The following is an 18,550-nucleotide window of genomic DNA, read 5'->3' on the forward strand; positions in this document are numbered from 1 at the left end:
GGTCAGTCCCTGTCGGTAAGGCGCGAGCGTTGGCGGGCGGCTCGCTGGTTTTCGATCTGGCGCAGCTCGTCGCGCACCAGGCGGGCGATGGCCTGCGGGTCTGCGCCGGCGGGTGGGTGGATGTGGATGGTGATGGGCGCGGCTGCAGCAGCCGGCGCCGCGGCCACCGAGCTGGTGGTGAGCGGCGGGCGCGTGTCGAAAGATATGGGTGCGGCCACCGCTGCCGTGCTGCCGATGGCGATGCCTGCGCCGATGCCGGTGAGCTTGGTTGCCAGGCTGTGCACCGCCTGCAGTGGGCCGTTTTGGCCGTCTTCCAGTCCTTGTGAGAGACCAGCCATGGTGAAGCCGCCCAGCAGCGCGAAGACGCGGCTGGGGCTGTGAATGCCGAGCTTTTCTTTGAAGAGGCCGATGGTGCGGTCTGCAACGCCGCTTACCGCATCCACGACCCACCCGATGGCGCCCTTGATGCCATCGGCCAGCCCCTGAATGATGTTGGCGCCGAACTCGGTGAACTTGGTCGGCATCTCGAACCCGAACCAGTTCATCACCGCAGCGAAAGCCGAGTAGAAGAGGCCCAGCGGTGACCAGTTCATGATCAGCTTGGCGACGCCGCCGATGCCGCCATTGAAGGCCTCCTTTACCTGGCCCCACAGCCCCGAGAAGAAGCCCTTGATGGGCTCCCAATATTTGTAGATCAGGAAGGCTGCCACGGCGATGGCCGTTACCGCCAGACCAATGGGGTTCATCAGCAGCGCGCGGCCGATCCACATCAGCACCTTGCCGACGCCACCGACGCAGCGCATGAGCAGATTGAAACCGCCGGCGAGCAGCCGCATGGCGCCTGCGCCCAGGCGCGCGCCGCCCGTCAGCGCTGCGAAGATGGTGCGCAACTTGGCGAGCGGCCACATTACCGATGCAATGGTGAGTAGGATCGGGCCAATGGTGAGCAGTGTGGCGGCCAACACACCCACCCCTACGGCCATCGCCTTTGCTACGCCGGGGTTCTCCTGCATGAACTTCGTCACGCGGTCGGCCGCATTGGCGACCCATTCCAGCGCACGCGCGTACAGCGGCATGACCTTCTCGCCAATCTCCTTCTCCAGGTCGTGCACCTTGGCGAGCATTTCCAGTTCTTTGCCCTGCGGCAGGCCCTTGGCTGCGGTGTCGAGCTGGTCGATGCCGGCAGCGCCCTTGTTCAGCCGCATGTTCTTGTGGATCTGGTCGCGCTGCAGATACATCTGCGACATCAGGTTCGACGCCGTGCGGTTGGAGAAGATGCTGCCGATGGCGTCCAGCACCTGGTCTTTCTCGGTGATGCCCTTTTCCTTGAGGGTAGGGAGCAGCACCTGCTCCAGCCAGGCGAATTGATCCTTGCGGAAGATATCGGCGCCCTTGAGCGCGCCGGGGTCCATGAATGAGACCTGGCCGGCTTTGTCTTCCTTGACCTTGCTGCGGTCTGCGATGAGGCCGAAGCGGTCCAGATTGCCGAGCGTGCGCTTGGTGGTCTTACCTTGGTAAAGGTTTTGGTACGCGCTCATCATGGCGGTACCGACCGTGTTGCCGCCCATTTCCTGCACCAGCGGTTCCAGGGTGTAGTAGAAGGCTTCGCTCTCCATGCCCTTGGCGGCCAGGCCGCCGCGCTTGATGACGTTGAGCCATTCGTCTGCCTGCACGCGGCCGCCGGTGGCGGTGATGACGCGTTGAACCATGTCCGCCTGGTTGCGGAATTCCTCCTCGCTGGCCAGGCCGCCGCGCAGCTCGATGACCTTGAGCAGGTCCATGAACATGCGCTCGTTGTCTGCCCCCTGCGCTTGGCCGATGACGGCCTTGTTGGCGAACTTCATTTTGGCGAGGGTGGGCAGCACCATTTCTGCATGGTGCGCATCGGCAAACGTGCTCAGGGCGTCGCGCATCAGCTCGGCCTTGTCGACCTGGCTGACGCCGTAGGCCTTCATCTGCTTGGCGAACTCGATGGATTCCTTGGTGGCGGTGTCGCCCAAGCCGAGCGCGCCTATGCGGGTCTTTTCCAGCTCGTAGTGTTTGGATTCGCCTAGGCCTTTCCAGATGGGGGCAGCAGTGGCGGCGCCCGCAACGGACGCGCCGGCGCCAGCGGCGGCCAGGTTGCCGGCGTGCGTGCGCATGCGGTCGGCCGCTTGTTGGCTGGCAGCCATTGCCCGTGCCCGCGCGTTGTGGGTCTTCAACTGCGCGTCCTGCTTGGCAAGCGCCTGTGTCGCTGCCGTCGTGGCCCGCTGTAGGTGCTCCTGGTACTGCGCCATCGTCATGGAGCCACGACCGGCCTGCTGAAGCTTCTGGCGCACCTCCGCGAGCTGCGTCTGCTGCGTGCGAAACTTGTTGGTCAGCCTTTCCGCCGTGGCAGAAGCACGCTTGAAGTTCTCCGCGAGCTGCCCGCTTGGCGCCTTGGCGTTCTTCAGCGCCTGCTCCAACCGCTCCACGCGCTCGCGCGCCCTGCGCATCTCGCCCACGGTTTCGCGGATGCTGCCGCGCAGCCCATCAAACTGACCTGTCAGACCCTTGGCGCGCTCCAGCGCTTTGAGCTGGTCGCGCGTTGCCTTGACTGTGCGGGCCAGGTCTTTGTTCGTGTTCAGCAGGCGTTGAAGCGGCCGGGTGGCCTTGTCGACAGCCTGCAGCACGACCTCCAGGCGCAGGCGGCGGGCGTCGCTCATTCCTGCGCCTCGCTGCGCTCACGCGCGCGCTCGCGCCACTCCATCAGCTCGGTAATGCTCATCGCGTACAGCTCCTCCAGGCGGAAGCCAAAGATCACTGCAACGTCTGCGGCGGCGTTTTCGACTCGGTCAGGAAGGCGTCTTCCCGATCCTGCTTCGAGAGCAAAAAACCGGTCACTTCAGTGGCGATCTTGACCAGGTCGGCCAGGTCCAGCTTGCTCACGTCTGCGGTGGTGAGGGTGGGCGCGGTGATGCGCGGCAGAACGGTATGCAGGGCGGAGACGTCCATGCGCATGAGGTCCATGAGGCTGACGCCGCGCAGCTCGCCGCTGCCGGGCTTGCGCAGCGTCAGCACGCTGATGACCTGGTCGCCGCGCTTGATGGGGGTGTCGAGGGTGATGTTGGTGGTGAGTTGTTCCATGGTGACGGCTCAGAAAGTGGAGGGTGCCGCGTTGTGCGGCAGGTGAAGGATCAGAGGCCGATGGCCTTGCGCTGCTCGGCCAGGCGGTCGACGCCGAACACACGCTCGATGAAGTTGACGTGGTCGATCTCGATCCAGTCTTCGCCGTTGACCGTGAGCTTGTAGTACGAGAGCGACGACTTGACCTTGAAGGGCTCTTTGCCGCCAGCCTTGGCGTTGCCGAATTCAAGTTCGGTATGGCGGCCGCGCACGGTGATTTCCACGGCATCAACGGCGCCGGTGTCTTCGGACTGATAGGCGCCAGCGAAGCGCACCAGGGCGCCGTCGACGGTGGTGGTGCCGTACTGCTTAAGGATGTCGCGCATCAGGCCACCGTATGTGGTCTCCAGCTCCAGCTTTTCGCTGCCGAGGTCGACATCGATGGGGCCATTCATGCCGCCGGCACGGTATTCCTCCAGCTTGCGGGTGAGCTTGGGCAGGGTGATTTCTTCCACCTCGCCGGCGTGCGAGTTGCCGTCGGCAAAGACGTTGAAGTGTTTGAGGATGCGAGGGAGTGCCATCGTGATTCCTTGTCAGTGTGGTGCGCCGTTCAGGCCGCGTTGACGGCGTCGGCGAACTGCATGAGGTAGCGGTCTGTGATGCGCTGGCGGAAGGTGAGGTCTTCCAGCGGCGGGACGGGCGTGTAGTCGTAGTCGATGGCGAGCTGCCCGGCCTTGAGCGTGTCTTTTTGGTTGGCGGCGGGGTCGAACCACGCTTCGCCGCCGAGCAGGTAGCCGTTGCGCACCAGGTTGCGCAGCTTGGCGTTGACGCCGGCCAGGATGTCGCGCACCAGGGAGGGCGTCATGGGCAGGTCGTTGGCCCACATGTGCGCCTCGGCCATCGTGTCAGCCAGCACCTGGGCGGTGCGGGTGTAGTTCTCGAACGCGAAGAGCTTGTCGGCGCTGCAGGTGCGCGAGCCCCAGAAGCGGAAGCCGTTCTGGTGGACGAGCGTGGTGACATCGTGCGAGTTGAGGTAGCCGGCGTCGGTAGCGGGGTTCTGCAGATCCCAGTACACGTCGCGCGAGAGGCCCGTGACGCCGTTGACGGGCACGTTGGAGAGCGTCTTGTGCCAGCCGGTCTCGTTGTCGATCTTGGCGCGCAGGCCGACGGCGCGGGCGGTGGCCCAGAGCGTGCGTTCGGCGTTGGCGGCGCTGTCCCAGCCAACGAAATCCGGCCAGAGCACCATGAGCTCGCGTGCGCCGAAGTTCTGCCGGTAGGCGACGACGTCTTCCTTGGTGTTGCAGCCGGCGCCGTTGACGTAGGCGAAGGCGCGCAGCTTTTGCGCGATGCTGGCCAGCTCGGACGCGACGGGCAGCGAGTCGAGCCCCGGCGCCGCGAGGATGCGAGGAGTGACGCCGAAGCGGTTGCGCGCGGCGAGCAGCGCTTTCATGCCGGTGTAGCGGCCTTGATCGTTGGTGGTGCCGATCAGGTTGCTGGTGGTCTCGCCTTCGGCCTTGCCTTCAGCCACACGCACAACGACGGTCAGCGGGCTCGTCTGGTCGGCAATGGCCTGCAGCGTGCGGGCAAGCGTGCCCTTGTCGCCGGCCTTGCCAACGCTGCCTTGCACGTCGGTGAGCAACACGGGGGTGTCGAGCGGGAAGGCGTTCGCATCCGCATCGTTGGCCGTGCACACCACGCCGACGACGGCGGTTTCAATGGTGCGGATGGGGCGTGTGCCTTCGTTGATTTCGATGACACGGACGCCGTGGTGGTAGTCGGTGGGCATGCATTCCTCCGGGGTGAGCCGACGTTGGATCAGACCCGGCAAGGATGCGGCGCGCGCGCGAGCGTGTCGCGCGCTGGGTGTTGTGGGGGAGGGGGTTACAACAGAACTCAGGCTTTGGCGGCGGCTGTCGCGGATTCGCCGCACTCATGCCCGTCAGAAGAGGGGAGTCACGCGGAAGCTTGCCCAGTGGACTTTGCGTCGTTGCACTATGCTGCTTGTCTATGACATCTGCCAAATAATGCAACGTATGGCCAACCGCATATTCAAAAAAATCGCTTTGCTGGCCGCACCTCTTGCGCTCCTGGCGAGTAGCTCTGCCTTTGCGGCCGACAGATCCGTCTCGGTTGATGGCGCCAATGTCGTGATACCTGTCCCCAACGGCTTTACCGACATCACTGCAACCCCGAAAGGTGTCACCCTCAGTTCACTTCCTACCGATACCGTCACCCGTGTGGTTGCTGTCCTGGTAGCTGCTAACAGGGCGACGGGCACCATCTATGTCAGGGTGCCCCGTCAACCGGGGGCATCAAAGCTTCTTTCGGACAACTTCAGTAAGTTCACTGACCATCAACGCCATCTCGTTGGCAACATGACCGCGCTGACGGAATCCGCGAACAAGGACTTCGAAAAAAAGCAGCAGCAGCTAAAAGCGGCGTCTGGGGGCTCGCTAGACGGGCTGAAGATTGGTACGCCTTTGCTTGTCGCCGTAGAGCGAGACGACGAAGCAGCATTTGGATACACGTCGATTATCCCGATGAGTGTCGACATAAATGGCAAGACTGAGCCTAACTCCCTCTTGATGTGTATGTACGTCGTTCGGGTGAATGGTGCCGTTGTGTCGCTCCAGGTTGACGCACCACGTAAGCAAGACGGGGACCTCGACTGGGTGCGAGAGCAATGCCGAAGCTACGTCGAGGCATTCATCACGGCCAACCGAGGCGGCTAAGTTCCCCCGCGCGGGAGCGCGCCCCAGGCGCTCAGACGTTGGCAAGTGGCTTCGTGACGAACCGTTCCGGCACCGTTGGCCAGGCGAAGTCGAGCGGAAAGCCCGGCAGCGATGTCACGTCGCGCAGCGCCTGGCGGTACTGGCCGGCCAGCCGCATGGCTTCCATATCTCCCGCATCCATTGCCTTGTAGACCAGCGCGTCTGCCTCCTGCAGGCGCCGGTCGCGCCCGATGCGCGCGTCGCGTGCGGCAATGTGGATGCGAGCTGCCTCGCCATGTTTGCGCACCAGCGCCTGCAGCTCTTCGTCGGTGGGCTCTGGCTCCGGGGCCTGCCAGGCGGCGATGCGTGCGGGTTCAATCTGCGCGCCTGTCTCGCGCGAGACGGTGTGGCAGACCCAGAAGTGGGCGCCGTGGGTGAGGTGCGGATACTGCTGAGAAATGCAGAAGCTGAGTTCGTCGTGCGTGAGCATGGCGTTATTGCTGGGTGAGGTAGGTACCGCGCAGGTAGATGATGGTGGTGTTGCCGACGTTGCGCAGCCCGCACATGACGTAAGGGGCTGGCAGGTCCAAGGTCTGGTTTCCACCCTTTGAGATGTCGATGTAGCTGAATTCGGTAACGGCGTTCACTTGGGCGGTTGCGCCTTTGGTGGCCTTGCCGTTGTTCAGGTTGGTGAGGTAGTCAGAAAGCCATTGTCCAGCCCAGGACATGTAGACGTTCCCATTGCTAGCGAGGATGCCGCCACCGCTGCCAGCGTGGATGTCGCCTTGAGCGACCAGGGTGCCGCTGCCGCCGAAGGTGAATGCGTTGACACGGCCTCCAACGTGCATGGAGATATAGGGAACGGTTGCGTCACTACCGCCGGCAAAGCAGTCAATTGCCGCAAGGTGCCGCATGCCCCACTGTGTCCAGCGGATGCCCATGTAGGCGCCTACGTTGCTGGGGCAGTCGATTTGCAGAGCGGCCGTTCGGGAGGCGTTCCACTCGGCAAAGGCGCCACCGATTGAGTCGGTGCCGTTTGACGAGACCGTCAGCGCGCCTCTACCGTATCCAACACCGAAGTAGAGACCGCGGTTTGCGTTCAGCCAGCCGCCGTCTGTCGTGAGCGGATTGGGCAGGTTGGCTGAATCCCATGGCGTTGCGCCGTTAAAGGATGGACGCGTCGCAAAAACAAACTTGCCCGACACGTAGTCGATATAGAACGGCTGGTGCCTGTTTGTCCCATCTGTGTTGTAGCTGTTGAGGATGAGATTGCCGCTGGGGCCAGGCATGAACAGGCGCCAGATAACGGTATCGCCACCGAACTCCAAGAAGCCCCGTCCGTCGTCGTTGTGAGCCGGCAGGTTGACGTTGGCCCGCGTCTTGAACAGATCGGCGACGATGCCGGCCGGCGTAGACATGTTGCCGTTGCCGTCGATGGTGCACACGCGCACGAACTTCGAGAATGACCCGTCGCCTGCGGTATTGCGGTCGACGATGAACTGGCCGCCGCTCGATACCAGGCGGAAGCGCCCCAAGGTGATGGGCTGCTGGTTGTCGGTGAAGCGCAGCTCGTTGGACGGCCCCGTCATGTCGATGATGCCGGTCATGGCACCGCCAGTGCGCGGAAGCGCGGCCTTGGCGGTGGCCAGGGCATCGGTGGCTGTGTCCTTTGCATCTTTGACGGATGCGGGTGTTGCATAGCGCTCGTCAGCCTGGCCGAGTGGCACGGCATGCTCGGTTGCCGTCGCCGGCGCCACTGAAAACACCTGTTTGGGCGAGCCGGTAAGGTCGGCCTTCTTGGCGAGCCGCTGCGCCAGCTTCCGGGGTGTGACAGCCTTCCCGTCATCCCTTCCGCTCACGACTTCCGCGTCGGTGGCGAGCTGCACGAGGCCGGTACGGTCTTCGGTGCCTGTGCGGGCGTTTAGGCCTGCCGGCGTCACTGCGCGCTGCGCGTCGGCGCCTTCTACCGTCTCCGCAGCGGTTGCCAGCTCAACGACGCCTTGCCGTTCGGTTGTGGCCGGCGGGTTGGTGAAGGCGGCGTCGCCAAACGAAAGCGCGGTCACATCGAGCTGCTTGAAGACCATGTCGACGGCGAGCAGCAGGATGGCCACGGGCGCCTTTTCCATGATGGGCGTGGGCTGGCAGTAGGTGCCGAGCAGCACACCGTTGTCCAGGTACAGGCCGAAGCCGTAGGTGGTGTACTGGTCGGCGCTGTCGTCGCGGATGGTGGCGTGGACGGTGTCGGCGGCGATGGTCTCGCCGGAGATGGTGGCGAGGCGCTTGTGCTCGTTGGGTAGCGCCTGCAGGCCTGCGTCGAATGTGAAGGGGGCGGTGGCGATGCCGGCCTGCACGATCTTGCGGGCGGCGGTGCCGGTGTGGTCTGCGTTGACCAGGGCGGCGCGGCCGGCGTCGGTGATGTTGATGGTGGTTCCAGCCATGTCAGACGTCCGAAAGTGAGAGGCGGGTGAAGAGCGCGGGGCGGATGGCGGCAGCGATGCCGATGCCGCCGACCTGGTTGAAGCCTTGGGTGAAGGTGTAGTGCGCGCGTACGGGCTTGGTGCGGTCGATCTCGGCAACGATGTCTCCGATAAATTCCGCGGTCGGAGGGTTGCCGTCGCGCGCGCTGACGGTCATGACCAGGTCGAAGGTGCCCGGCGGCCCGGGCGGGTCCATCTGCCACCACTCACGCAAGGCGATGTTGGCGCCGAAGGAGGCGACCACGGCGCGCACGGCTGCTGCCGTGCCCTTCTTGCGGGCGATGGGGATGGCTGCCTTTACGCGCGCGCGCTTGATCTGCTCGGGCCAGTAGTCCTTCCAGGTATCAATGCCGAGATGCCAGGCGAGCCAGGGCAGGAGGCGAGCGGGGATGGCGTCCGGGTCGATGAGGGTGCGCAGCGGCACGGGAAGGTCGCTGATGGCGCTGTTGGTTTCTGCGAGCCGGCGTTCCAGCGGGGTGGCGTTGGGCGGCAGGAGGTTAGCCACGGATGCCCCCGTGCTTGATGTCGGTCGCCGTGCAGTACGGCGCCTGTGTGGCATCGGCAGTGATGTTGGCGGTGGGCGACCGCAGCTCGACGCGTTCCACGCCTTCCACGTGCAACGCTGCGTAGACGCCGGAGATGGTGACTTCTCGGCCAAGGCGGTGGCAGGCCTCGACGTAGGCAGCGAGGCGCTTGTTTGCGAGCTGCAGCACGACGCCGGAATCGGGGCCGGGGAAGGTGTAGATGGTGGCGTCGACCTGGTAGCGCAGGATTTCTGCGCCGCGCACAGTGACCAGGTCGGTGAGCGGGCGCACGTCATCCGCGCGCAGGCTGGCGGCCACACGGTCGAGAAGCTCTGGCGGCGCGGTGCCGTCGCCTTCGCGCGAAAGCACGGTCACCAGCACTTCGCACGGGCGCGGGCTGGTGGCGGAGGCGTCGAGCACGCGGCCGTCTGAGTTGAGCGCGTGCGAGCGATAGGCGCCTTCCGGCCCGGCGACGGAGAGCGACTGCGGCGCGAGCTGGACGCGCATGCGCAGGTCGGCGTCGTCTTCCATGACCGCCGGGGTGCCTGTGACGGGATCAGCCGGCTTGACGACCAGGCGCTGCAATTGGAAGAGGGCGGCGACGTGTTCCAGGTCGTTGCCCTTGGCGTAGGCCAGCATGACGGCCTGCGCTGCCTCGTTGATGCGCTGGCGCAGGACCAGCTCGCGGTAGGCGTTTTCCTGCAGGGCCTTGGTCAATGGCTCGGATTCCAGCTCCAATACTGCTGCAACGGCACCCCGCTGTGCAGGCGGGTGCAGCTCGATGAGCCGCGCCTTGCGCCCGGCAAACAGGGTCTCGAAGTCCAGGCTTTCCACCACGTCGGGCGGTGGGAGCTGGGAGAGGTCGATCAGGCTGGTCATGTTCACACGCTCCGCAGCGGCACGCTCAGGGTGCCCAGCGCCTCGCCGCGCGGGCCGTCGACTCGGTCGGCCTCGATGTCGAGCGCTGCGCTGCCATCGGCGCCCACCGAGAAGCGAACGGAGCTGATGCGGATGCGCGGCTCCCAGCGCACGAGGGCGGAGACCGAGGCGGACATGAGGCGCAGGCGGGTGGCAGGGTTCGCGGGCTGGTCGATCAGCTCAGGAATGAGCGAGCCGTAATCACGGCGCATGACGCGTGAGCCGATGGGCGTGGTGAGGATGTCGCGCACGGATTGGCGGATGTGCGCCACGTCGCCCAAGGCGCGGCCGGTGGTGTTGTTCATGCCGGTCATCGCGTGCCGTCCGTCCAGCTTCCGCCTTGCTTGATGCCGCCGTGGCCGTGGTCGTCGAGCACAACGCCATTGGACGAGAGCTTGCCGTCTTGGTGCGTCAGGTCGCCGGTGATGACGTTGCCGTTGTCGCCGCCCTGGCCGGCAATGCCGTTCATGAAGGACAGCAGGCCCTTGACCGTAACCGAGCCGTCGAAGGTGGTGTCCGGACACTTCACCAGCACGCTGGTGGCGGCTTCCAGGAAGACGGTTTTGACGCCCTGCACGGTGAGCAGGCCGGCGGCGTGGTCGTACTTGGTGAGGGCGCCGTCCGGGTAGAGCGTGACGGTCTCGTTGGGCGAATGGCTCGGCACGTCGTTCGCGGCCGATGGGATGGCGCACAGGATGATGCCGTTGGATGGGTCGCCGCTGGGGCAAAGCAGTACGACCTGCTCGCCCTTGGTGGGTGGGCTCCAGGTGCGGGTGGTGCCGGCTCGGCGTTCGCACCACGGGCGCCAGGTGGTGGTGATGCCGCCGGTGCGCACGCGTACGGCCGGTGGGTTGCCGTGGCGCACGTCGGCCACGGTGCCGATGCGGATCAGGTTTTCGATGAGGCGGGCGAGTTCTGCGAGGTCCATGCCTGCAGAGTGCCGTGCGCGCGCGTGGGGGTCACGCAGGCATTGTTGTAGTAACCAACACCACAACAATGCCCCTCTCGCAGATAACTCCCGGAATTCGCATCTCTAAATTCAGATGTTCAGCTTTCTAAGATCTGGTTTTCAGATTAATGCTTCTGTGGGGTGGTAAGCGAGGATAGTGGTGCACTAGATTAAAAAAAACGTGACCATCTGCGCACGGCAGTGGTCAGGAAAAAAGAGATATTTTGGAGGGGGTATGGAGGCGACGAAACTCGTTGCATTTTTTTTCCTTGTCTCTCTGGCGGGTTGCGCGACGAGCCCATCCAATCCCAATTTTCAGCTCATCAAGAAGCAAGATTTCAGCGCGGTCAAGCAGGAGGTCGAAGCCAAACAGACCGCCCTCCAGGTGGCCTTGAAAGCAAACGGATCGAACCCCGATGCCCCAGCGGTCAAAGCGGCTGCTAGCGAAAATGCAAATGCGAAGAAGGGTCTTACGGACCAAGAAAACGAGGATCTGCGCAAGCAGATGAATGCGGTTCTAACTGGTTGCAACGCGGTCGTTTCCCACATGCAGGCCACGGCGGAGGGGCAAGAAAAAGGGGCATTCTGGCTGTCGATGTCGGGAATGATCGCCGGCTCGGTATTGGCGCCGGCAGCAATAGCGAGTTCTGCTGCGGCCCACCGGGTGTTTATTGCTGCAATGAGCGGGTGGGCGGGCGCGACCAATACCGCGTCGCAGACGTTGAGAACGGCAGGGCTTGCAGGCGACGCAATCGCTACGACAAGAAACAGTATCGTGAGCGCAATGAACACCGCCGTAGCTGCAGCGACAAACACCGACAAATCGTATGACGAACGATTTGCGGCGTTGGAGCAGGTGCAGGCGGCCTGCATCACATACTCCATCACTGTTCCAGGTGTGGCGCCGACGATCTCTAACCCGAGTGCCAAATAGCTTGCTAGCTCTTGTCAACTCGAAGAATGGTCAACGTGTTTGTGGCGCTCTACAAGTAATTAGGTGTTGTCTGAGGACTCGACATGGACGCATACATTGTTATTGGTGATGCTGACTCGTTTAAGTCATCCACCGTTCGATCGCTGACGGGGTGCCGTGTCCGGGGCATGCGCAATCTGGTGCGAGGTGGGGTAGTGCTGCCCACGTATGTGCAACTTTCCTCCCTTCAAGAGGGGGATCGGCCGATTGGACCGCGAGACTTCATTGCAACTGTGAACAATGCGGGAGCAAAGGCCGCGATCTTTCCTCTTCGCGCCAATCCGCATCGTGGCCGCCTTGATGCGAATGCATACATCCATGAATTCATCAAAGCAGGTTGGAAGATGAAAGGAATTGCCCTTTTGCATTCCCCCGGCTTTCAATTGACTGTACCCAAGGTGCCGAAAGCGGCGGTCTTCAGTTATCCGTCAGCGGGAATCCCCCACTACTTTGCAAACGACTTGGCGTCGAAAGTTCGGTCGGATTTTGGTTGGAGATGAGTCGGAACCTCCGCTCGACGCTAGCCGTATAGACGACTGAGCACCAAGTCAGTGACGCGACCGACGTCTCCATCATCAAGGCCAAGTAGCCCTCGTGCCGCGTATTGCGCGGTCAGGCCGTTCTTGTTTACGCGATCCCGCAACCCAAAGTGATGCACCGTCGCAATGCGCCGCACCTTGCCGGCGAACGTAATGACAGCCGCGTTCGGACTCGCCTCGATGCGCATGTACTTCGCCATCCGCAACCGCGTGAACATCGAGCGCCGGATGCCGCCGCGCTTGTGCCGTAGCTGCGGCTTGCGGGGCTCGTAGGCGGTGCCATCCGGGTTCCGCTGCGCGGCGATGCGGGTCGACTGCCGGCGTCGCAGCTCCACCGCAATGGCGCGGGCCAGCGCGCGGCGCTGCGGCGCTTCCAATTTCCCCAGCAGGCCGACCAGGTAGGCGTCCAGCTCGTGCAGGTTGCTCACGCAGGACTCCACGTCGCAGGGTCGTCGTATTCATTGACCGGTTCCGGGTGGTGTTCCACCTGGTAGCCCTTGCCATCCACCTTCACCGTGACCCGTTCGGTCAGCTTCAGCTTGACCGAGATATCGGCCGTGGAGTGGTTCAGGATCTCGGCCTCGAACTTGAAGGCGTCCTCGCGCTTGTCGGGGTTGGTGAAGGTGTCGGGCTGATTGGTGCGCAGCCAGGCCAGGACGGGTATGACGACGGTGTCGGAGCTGTCGGGGTAGTCGGTCACGATCAACGTGAGCGTGTACCGGTATTCGAAGCTGAGCGACCGCGCGCCGGTACCGACCACGTTTCCCTCGTCGACAAAGACATGCAGTGCATCGGGGTGCGCAGCCAAGTAGGGCACGGCGGCCGTCAGGGCTTCGCGCAGGCTGTTGGGCTTCATCATGGCGCGGCAGGCTCCCCGATGATCGTCACACCCTGATCGCGCAACGTCTGCTGCAGGCTGGTCAGTCGCGCGGCGTCGACGTGGCAGTCGGTGTAGTTGGCTGCGACGGTGCTGGCGACGGCAGAGAGCGCAATGCCTGCGGGGGCCGCATCAGCATCTCCGGTATCTGGATTTGGCACGGTGCCGGCTGCTGCGGCGTCGTGCAGGCGCACAAAGCCGCGAGGGACAACGCAGGCAGCGTCAGCTTGAACGGGGACATAGCGGGGGACTTCCTTGATGATGGTGTCGCCCTTGAGGCGGATGACGCGCTCGCGGTCGACGTATTGCGTGACCGTCACGGTGCCGGCCTTGGCGTTGTCGAGCTGCGTGCGCAGGGTGGCTGCGGTGGTCTCGGCCTGGTCGGCGCGTCGAACTGCGGCGGTGTAGCGGGTCGTGGCCCACCAGGCGAGGCCTGCAGCGACGGCGAGCAGCGTGAGGAGGGTGGCGGCGGGCTTCATGCCGCGACCTCCGCTTCGGCCTGGTAGCGGTCAAACGCGCGGGCGAGCTTGACGTCGTAGAGGTTGGCTTCGTAGGCGGGGCCGTTGTACAGCCTGGCAAAGGTCGGCCATTTGCGGGCGCGCAGCGCCTTGAGCAGGGTGGGGTCGGCTTTGACGAAGCGCACGAAGGCATCGAGCTGCGCGGCTTCGCTGGTGCGCATGGAAGCGACGAAGTGCTGCACGCTGGGGTAGTCGAGCAGGTTCCAGTGAAACCCCATGATCTGGAAGGCGCCCCAACTGGCTGAGGCGAGGGCACAGTCTTCGTCGATCTGGATGGCGCGCGCAAGGCGCATGTGTTCGCCAGCGTTGCCCACGTAGCCGCCGCGCTTGGGGTTGACCAGGTTGGGGAACTGCCGCGCGAGGGCGTCTGCGTCTTTGCCGGCGCGTGTGAGCTGGCGATGCATGATGTGCCGCTCGAACAGGATGACGGGGCGGCCGTCTGGCAGGAAGCCGTTGCCAAGGCTTTCGACCTCGTTGACGGCGCGGATGGCGGCCAGGGGCACGTCGAGCGTTTCAGCGGCGGCCTGCAGGTCTGCGGCGGTGAGGTGGCGGATGTTGCGCGCGCCAGACTGCAGCGCGGTCATGGTCTTGGGGCCGGCAATGCCGTCGACGACCAGGCCGAACCGGATCTGTGCAACGCGCACGGCGGCGGCGGTGTCTGCGCAGTAGACGGCGGTGTCCGGGGCAGTGAAGCCGTTGGCGGAGAGCAGCCGCTGCAGCTCCAGCACGGCTGCGCCGACCATGCCTTCTCGCAGGATCGTCATGCGCACCTCCGCAGGATGCGCACTAACCAGCCCTGGCGCGCGCCGCCCATGCGGAACAGCTCGACCACGTTGCCGCGCACGGCGTAGACGGCGACGCACAGCACGGCGGTGATGCCGTTCTGTGCGGCGAGCGCCCAGTCATACCGACCGAAGAGCACGCTGATGGTGACGGCGCCGGCGAGCACGACCAAGCCGTACGCCAGGCGGGATGCCCAGGGCCGGTGCGCGGCGCCATCGCGCTTGAACAGCAGCAGGCGCAGCGCGATCAGCGCACACAACGCGGCCTGCACGATGAAGAGCGTTTTCATGGTTGCTTGCCTCCCTTGTCTGCGCCGCCCTTGAGTGATGCGAACAGGCGGTCGCTGTTGTCTGCCAGGCGGATGAGGGCCAGGAGCAGCTTGACCACGACGGTGGAGGCGACCAGCGCGCCTACGGCGTGGCTGACTTCGGTGTTGGTGGGCAAGGCCTTGGCGATGAGCGCGGCGGCGAGCGGGGCGGACAGCAGGCCGGCGACGATGGAGGCGGCGAGGAAGCCGAGTTTTTTGACGGTGCCAAGCTCGCCGCTGTTGAGCACGAAGACGGCGGCGCCGGCGAAGGCGCCCAACACGGTGCCCGGGTCGACGCCTGGCAGTAATGACAGTGCGCCCACGCCTGTGACAGCGAGGGTGGCGGTGGAGCCGGTGGAGATGGGTTCAGCCATTGGGTTCCTTGTGGTCAGTCCCAGAGCTGGACCATTTGCATGGGCGGCTGCGGGGAGATATCGGGCATGACGAGTTCGGTGCCGTGCGGCAGGACGGGGCCAAGGTCGGCAATGCCCGGGTTGGCGGCCAGGACGGCCTCTGTGACGCCTGCGGTGCGGCCGTAGACGCGGTGGCAGATGGCGTCGACGGTGTCGCCCTGGATGGCCCGTACGCGCATCAGATGAGTTCGACGGTGGTGCGGGCGGCGCCCTGAATGTCGTTGATGGCCCAGCGGGCGTCGCGGCGCAGGTCTTCAACGCCGAGGTTTTCGGCTTCGGCCTTGCGGTCGCCGGCGGCGGTGGCGTCGATGGTGCGGTAGCGCTCGATGAGCCAGGCGGCGGCCAGGCAGTGCACCGCGCGCTCGTACCGGTGAAGGTGAGCGCTGCGGCCGTCGATCTTGGACGCCGGCACGTCGGCCAGCGTGTTGCGACCAAACGAGACCTGCGCGACCTTCCAGGCCTCCAGCTCGTCATTGACGGAAATGACCGCCTCGACCAACGCGGCGCGCATGCGCTGCTGTGTGACCGTGCCGTCCAGGCGCATGGCGGCGTAGGCCTGGTCGACGTCGATATCGGGGAAGAAGCCGTCGTTGCCGATCGGCTCCCCGCTGGGTTGTGCCTGCGCGGGCACGGATGCGGCTGCGATGAAGGAAGACATGGTTTCAGTAGGCTGGGAGGCGGTGGACGGGGCGAGGCTTCGCGGCACGCCGGAAGGCTGCCCCGTGCCGCCTGATGCGCGGGGTCACGCTCGGTGTCAGCTCTTCCCGTCGCCGGGCTTGGCTGCGTTCTTGATGTCGCGCTCGATGCGCTCGATGTCTTTTTTCACGCCGGATTTGTCGTGCAGCTCCAGCGCGCGGCGCAGGTGCGCGAGGGCTTCTTCGCGGCAGGCGTTGGCGGTGGCCTGGTCGTGACCGGTGGCCACCGCTGCAATGACGTAGCCCAACGCCTTGTGCAGCTTGGCGCGGACTTCATCGGGCATGTCCTGGTCGCGCACGAGCGCTTCTACCTCGACGAGCGCTTCAACGTCGGCCGACTGGATGGCGGCCGGGTCTTTCAAGACCATGTTGGCGAACTCTTCCGCGATGAGGCAGGCGGTGGTGCGCTGGTACTGGTCGGGCATCGCCAGCTTGTGGCGGATGGCGTAGTCGGCCAGGGGCAGGGCGCCGGCGAAGTCGCCCACGTCGATGCGCCAGACGAGCACGGTCATGAAGATGTCGTCTTGCGTGCCGCTGTCGGCCTGCAGGACGCCTTCCACCCACGCCGCGTACTCGGGGAGCATGCGGCGTTTGGTGTCCGCCTTGCGCTCGACGGACTGCACCTGTTTGAGCTGGCGCTTGTGCTCGGCGAGCTGCGCGAGCATGAGTTCGTAGCCGTTGGCGTGGCGCAGCGGGTTGGCTTCCTGCTCGGCCTGCGCCGCCAAGGCGGCGGAGGCCCGCAGGAAGTGGTTGCGGGCGGGGCTGGTCATTTCTCGCCCGCCTTTGGCGACGCGCCAGTGATATGGACGTTCTCGGCCATTGCGACGCAGCCCAGTTCTTCCACGACATACGCGTCGTTGCTCGATTCGTAGTTCTCGATGCGGTCGCGCTTGGCGTTGTCGACGATGGTGCGGCGGCGGGTGCCTTCCTGGTAGTAGATGGACAGGTTGTCGAGCCGCGTCAGCAGCAGGCCGTTGGCCGGGAAGTAGGGCACACGCACGGCCGGCAGGTTGCCGATGCGTTTCTGGCTAACGATCATGTCCAGCGCGAGCGTCTCTGTTGGGCGGTTGGGCTGGTTGATGATGGGGAAGTACTTGTCCGCCAGCAGCTCCCGGCCGCACACGACGACCAGCTCCGGGTCTTCTGCGTACCAGGGCTCCATGAGGTTGCCGGCCATGTCGAAGACCAGCGCATCCAGGTTCTCGTATGCAGAGCCTTCACCGCCGATGACGATCTTGTCTGCGTTCTTGCCGTCGTGCGTCATCACGCGCTGCGGGGCGCCTTCACGGATGTGCTGCAGCCAGCCTTTGTTGACGTCCTGCAGCAGCGGGTTGGCCGCACGGTCGGATGTGGGCACGCGCTTGATGCCGTGGAAACCAATCACCATGCGGTCCAGCGCCTGGCGCTTGATGATGGCGTCGCGGATGCGGGTCTGGAAGTCCTTGAACTTGGCCCAGGCGTCGAGCTTTCGGTACGTGATGTGGGTATCGGAGTTGGTCTGCTCGCAGCGGTAGCCGATGGCGTCCAGCGTCGACAGGTCCGCCGTTTCGCGGTCTTGCTTGGTGGTATCGGTCGTGCTGGCGATGGGGCCGGACACACCCAGGCCGATCTTTTCGCCTTCCTGTTCCGAGACGCCATGGATGTTCACCTTGGATAGGAACTGGCTCGATTCCTGAATCTTTGTTTCCAGGCGCTGCTGCACGGTCGGATTGACCGAGAACTTGGTGTCGACGCGGCTGACGCCATTCAGTTTGGCGACTTCGGCCGTGTAGGCGTCGTAGAGGCGGCGGGTATCGTTACGCATGTGGTGCTCCGGGTGTTTGTCGGGGTTGAGCGGGGCAGGCCGGGTCAGCAGTCGGTCTTGATGTCGGCGGTGCTGTCGCCGCCGGTGGCGGGCGGCCGGGCGCTGAAGGCGGGCGTGTTTTCCAAGCCCTGCTTAAGGGTGTTGAAGGCCTTGTCGCGTTCGTCGGCTTGGGCCTTGAACTCGGCCAACTGGTTGTTGATCGTGTTGAGGCCTGCGGTGAACTGGTCGCCCAGCGACTGCACCTGCGTGGCGATGATCTGCACGGCGTCCTGCACATCGGAGAAGCGGGCGTCGTTGCCCGTCTCGGCTTTGGCCTGGCGCGAGAACAGGCGCTTGATGCTGTCGGCGAAACCTGCGGTGGCGCTGGGCTGCTCGGGGGTGAAGTCAAGGTCGACCTCCACGGCTTCGGTGAAGACGTTGTCGGGGTCTTGCTTGCGCGCGGCGAGCGGGTTGACCTTGGCGGTGGCGCTGAACTGCAGGACTTCGCAGCCCAGGCTTGCAGGGTTGTCGGTGACGGCCAGGCCGACGAGGTAGGCCTCTTTGGTGTCGGCGAAGCTTGGCTGCACTTCCATCGACGAAAAAATCTTCTGGCGTGCCTTGGTGAGCGCGATGAGTTCGTCGGTGGGATCGAGCTGCGCATACAGGCCCATCTTGCCGTCCTGCTCTTCCGCCTTCAGCGCAACGACATCGCCGTACGCCTTGAAGGGGCCGGCCGGGGAGTAGCCGCGGATGTGCTCCATGTTGATGCGTGCGGAGTACGTCTTCGGGTCGTAGTTCTTCGCCATCTGCACGAGCATGTTGCGATCAATGACGCGGCCGTCGCTGGTGGCGCCTTCGGTGGCGATGCGGAAGAACTTGGTGGCCTTGGTGCCCATGTTGTCCTCGTTGGTCTGGGGTTCGTTGGTGCTGTCATCTTCAGCGCCCCGCATCGCGCGGGCAACGCGTTGGTGTTGTGCGAACCCGCGCCACAACAGGCAG

25 protein-coding genes are annotated in these 18,550 nt (G+C 64.5%); 3 read left to right on the forward strand and 22 right to left on the reverse strand.

The features are described 5' to 3' along the window. Positions 1-2 precede the first annotated feature (2 nt). From NG898_RS03535 to NG898_RS03555, 5 genes are read right to left on the reverse strand one after another with little or no spacing between them, the layout of a single operon-like run. Positions 3-2,684 carry a phage tail tape measure protein gene (locus NG898_RS03535; protein ID WP_252691102.1) on the reverse strand — a complete coding sequence of 894 codons (2,682 nt, stop codon included), beginning with the start codon at positions 2,682-2,684 and terminating at the stop codon, positions 3-5. Further along, positions 2,681-2,782 (reverse strand): GpE family phage tail protein, encoded by a 102-nt coding sequence (locus NG898_RS03540; RefSeq protein ID WP_037027209.1) that lies wholly within the window; start codon positions 2,780-2,782, stop codon positions 2,681-2,683. The genes NG898_RS03535 and NG898_RS03540 overlap by 4 nt, the downstream gene beginning before the upstream one ends. Beyond that, a complete protein-coding gene (locus NG898_RS03545; protein WP_232040529.1) occupies positions 2,779-3,105 on the reverse strand; it encodes a phage tail assembly protein in 327 nt (108 codons plus the stop codon). The genes NG898_RS03540 and NG898_RS03545 overlap by 4 nt, the downstream gene beginning before the upstream one ends. Before the next feature lie 50 nt (positions 3,106-3,155). Then, positions 3,156-3,665, reverse strand: a complete 510-nt coding sequence (locus tag NG898_RS03550; protein WP_232040528.1) for a phage major tail tube protein — start codon at positions 3,663-3,665, stop codon at positions 3,156-3,158. A 29-nt stretch (positions 3,666-3,694) separates the two neighbouring features. Then, positions 3,695-4,870 (reverse strand): phage tail sheath protein, encoded by a 1,176-nt coding sequence (locus NG898_RS03555; RefSeq protein ID WP_252691103.1) that lies wholly within the window; start codon positions 4,868-4,870, stop codon positions 3,695-3,697. Between the two features lie 208 nt (positions 4,871-5,078). On the opposite strand from NG898_RS03555, the gene NG898_RS03560 reads away from it, so the two are divergent. Continuing rightward, a complete protein-coding gene (locus NG898_RS03560) occupies positions 5,079-5,816 on the forward strand; it encodes a hypothetical protein (RefSeq protein ID WP_252691104.1) in 738 nt (245 codons plus the stop codon). Between the two features lie 31 nt (positions 5,817-5,847). Here the strand turns inward: NG898_RS03560 and NG898_RS03565 are convergent, their stop codons facing one another. From NG898_RS03565 to NG898_RS03590, 6 genes are read right to left on the reverse strand one after another with little or no spacing between them, the layout of a single operon-like run. Then, positions 5,848-6,285, reverse strand: a complete 438-nt coding sequence (locus tag NG898_RS03565) for an XkdW family protein (protein WP_252691105.1) — start codon at positions 6,283-6,285, stop codon at positions 5,848-5,850. A gap of 4 nt (positions 6,286-6,289) precedes the next feature. Further along, positions 6,290-8,233, reverse strand: coding sequence for a hypothetical protein (locus NG898_RS26170; RefSeq protein WP_252691106.1), 1,944 nt, complete (start codon positions 8,231-8,233; stop codon positions 6,290-6,292). Position 8,234: 1 nt separating this feature from the next. Next, complete coding sequence (locus tag NG898_RS03575) at positions 8,235-8,777, reverse strand: phage tail protein I (RefSeq protein ID WP_252691107.1); 543 nt, start codon at positions 8,775-8,777, stop codon at positions 8,235-8,237. Next, positions 8,770-9,675 carry a baseplate J/gp47 family protein gene (locus tag NG898_RS03580; protein ID WP_252691108.1) on the reverse strand — a complete coding sequence of 302 codons (906 nt, stop codon included), beginning with the start codon at positions 9,673-9,675 and terminating at the stop codon, positions 8,770-8,772. The genes NG898_RS03575 and NG898_RS03580 overlap by 8 nt, the downstream gene beginning before the upstream one ends. A 2-nt stretch (positions 9,676-9,677) precedes the next feature. Further along, positions 9,678-10,028: a GPW/gp25 family protein gene (locus NG898_RS03585; protein WP_252691109.1), complete on the reverse strand. Its 351-nt coding sequence runs from the start codon at positions 10,026-10,028 to the stop codon at positions 9,678-9,680. Further along, entirely contained in the window at positions 10,025-10,642 is a 618-nt protein-coding gene (locus tag NG898_RS03590) for a phage baseplate assembly protein V (RefSeq protein WP_252691110.1), read from the reverse strand. Before NG898_RS03590 ends, NG898_RS03585 begins: the two co-directional genes overlap by 4 nt. A 256-nt stretch (positions 10,643-10,898) precedes the next feature. Between NG898_RS03590 and NG898_RS03595 the strand changes: the two genes are divergently transcribed. Both NG898_RS03595 and NG898_RS03600 read left to right on the forward strand, forming a co-directional pair. Continuing rightward, complete coding sequence (locus NG898_RS03595; protein ID WP_252691111.1) at positions 10,899-11,597, forward strand: hypothetical protein; 699 nt, start codon at positions 10,899-10,901, stop codon at positions 11,595-11,597. Between the two features lie 83 nt (positions 11,598-11,680). After that, a complete protein-coding gene (locus NG898_RS03600; RefSeq protein WP_252691112.1) occupies positions 11,681-12,136 on the forward strand; it encodes a hypothetical protein in 456 nt (151 codons plus the stop codon). A 20-nt stretch (positions 12,137-12,156) separates the two neighbouring features. Here the strand turns inward: NG898_RS03600 and NG898_RS03605 are convergent, their stop codons facing one another. The 11 genes from NG898_RS03605 to NG898_RS03655 all read right to left on the reverse strand — a co-directional run bounded on the left by NG898_RS03605 (position 12,157) and on the right by NG898_RS03655 (position 18,447). Beyond that, the gene (locus NG898_RS03605; RefSeq protein WP_252691113.1) at positions 12,157-12,603 is read right to left on the reverse strand and encodes a phage virion morphogenesis protein; all 447 of its coding nucleotides are present in this window, start codon (positions 12,601-12,603) and stop codon (positions 12,157-12,159) included. Continuing rightward, a complete protein-coding gene (locus tag NG898_RS03610) occupies positions 12,600-13,034 on the reverse strand; it encodes a phage tail protein (RefSeq protein WP_252691114.1) in 435 nt (144 codons plus the stop codon). Before NG898_RS03610 ends, NG898_RS03605 begins: the two co-directional genes overlap by 4 nt. Further along, complete coding sequence (locus NG898_RS03615) at positions 13,031-13,531, reverse strand: hypothetical protein (protein WP_252691115.1); 501 nt, start codon at positions 13,529-13,531, stop codon at positions 13,031-13,033. The genes NG898_RS03610 and NG898_RS03615 overlap by 4 nt, the downstream gene beginning before the upstream one ends. Next, a complete protein-coding gene (locus tag NG898_RS03620) occupies positions 13,528-14,334 on the reverse strand; it encodes an N-acetylmuramidase domain-containing protein (protein ID WP_252691116.1) in 807 nt (268 codons plus the stop codon). The genes NG898_RS03615 and NG898_RS03620 overlap by 4 nt, the downstream gene beginning before the upstream one ends. Continuing rightward, the gene (locus tag NG898_RS03625) at positions 14,331-14,642 is read right to left on the reverse strand and encodes a phage holin family protein (protein ID WP_252691117.1); all 312 of its coding nucleotides are present in this window, start codon (positions 14,640-14,642) and stop codon (positions 14,331-14,333) included. The genes NG898_RS03620 and NG898_RS03625 overlap by 4 nt, the downstream gene beginning before the upstream one ends. Next, positions 14,639-15,034 carry a phage holin family protein gene (locus NG898_RS03630; RefSeq protein WP_232040515.1) on the reverse strand — a complete coding sequence of 132 codons (396 nt, stop codon included), beginning with the start codon at positions 15,032-15,034 and terminating at the stop codon, positions 14,639-14,641. Before NG898_RS03630 ends, NG898_RS03625 begins: the two co-directional genes overlap by 4 nt. Before the next feature lie 14 nt (positions 15,035-15,048). After that, positions 15,049-15,252 carry a tail protein X gene (locus NG898_RS03635; RefSeq protein ID WP_252691118.1) on the reverse strand — a complete coding sequence of 68 codons (204 nt, stop codon included), beginning with the start codon at positions 15,250-15,252 and terminating at the stop codon, positions 15,049-15,051. Continuing rightward, on the reverse strand, positions 15,252-15,731 hold the full coding sequence (locus NG898_RS03640) for a head completion/stabilization protein (protein ID WP_252691119.1): 480 nt from the start codon (positions 15,729-15,731) through the stop codon (positions 15,252-15,254). Before NG898_RS03640 ends, NG898_RS03635 begins: the two co-directional genes overlap by 1 nt. A gap of 96 nt (positions 15,732-15,827) precedes the next feature. Next, complete coding sequence (locus NG898_RS03645; protein ID WP_252691120.1) at positions 15,828-16,538, reverse strand: phage terminase small subunit; 711 nt, start codon at positions 16,536-16,538, stop codon at positions 15,828-15,830. After that, positions 16,535-17,572 carry a phage major capsid protein, P2 family gene (locus NG898_RS03650; protein ID WP_252691121.1) on the reverse strand — a complete coding sequence of 346 codons (1,038 nt, stop codon included), beginning with the start codon at positions 17,570-17,572 and terminating at the stop codon, positions 16,535-16,537. The genes NG898_RS03645 and NG898_RS03650 overlap by 4 nt, the downstream gene beginning before the upstream one ends. 44 nt (positions 17,573-17,616) lie before the next feature. Further along, positions 17,617-18,447 carry a GPO family capsid scaffolding protein gene (locus NG898_RS03655; protein ID WP_252691122.1) on the reverse strand — a complete coding sequence of 277 codons (831 nt, stop codon included), beginning with the start codon at positions 18,445-18,447 and terminating at the stop codon, positions 17,617-17,619. Positions 18,448-18,550 lie beyond the last annotated feature (103 nt).

Origin of the sequence: Ralstonia mojiangensis (genome assembly GCF_023955645.1) — a bacterium.
Classification (GTDB): Bacteria; Pseudomonadota; Gammaproteobacteria; order Burkholderiales; family Burkholderiaceae; genus Ralstonia; species Ralstonia mojiangensis.